Source organism: Blautia sp. AF14-40, assembly GCF_003479665.1.
GTDB lineage: Bacteria > Bacillota > Clostridia > Lachnospirales > Lachnospiraceae > Fusicatenibacter > Fusicatenibacter saccharivorans.
In genome coordinates this window covers 286-579 of the sequence record NZ_QUHK01000123.1, presented here as the reverse complement: position 1 = coordinate 579, position 294 = coordinate 286, and the positions used below count along the sequence as shown (strand labels likewise).

1 protein-coding gene is annotated in these 294 nt (G+C 57.1%); it reads right to left on the bottom strand.

Going from position 1 to position 294, the window contains the following annotated elements:
* Nucleotides 1–294 (bottom strand): virulence-associated E family protein (locus tag DWW13_RS19685; protein ID WP_243026219.1); only part of this gene is annotated, 294 nt, incomplete at both ends.

Below are 294 nucleotides of genomic sequence, written 5' to 3'. Positions count from 1 at the left end.
TCCGGCATAAAATCCCGCTGGTGTTCTTTGAGATACCGCTGCATGTCGGGGCTGAAAGCCAGCTTGAACCTGCCGCTTCGGTAAATCTCCATCGCTTCCGCCCACATCTGCTCGATATAGGCTCTGGAAGCAGCTTCGTCCTCCAAAATGTGAACCTCGGCTTGCTCCGGGTACACCATGACGGGGATAAAGCGGCGGTTGCCGGAACGGTCAAGGGGAAGAAAATCAAGGGCATTGGAAGTGCCGCCAAACACGCACTGACGGGGGCGGTCTGCCGGGTGGGTTTCATAGGGT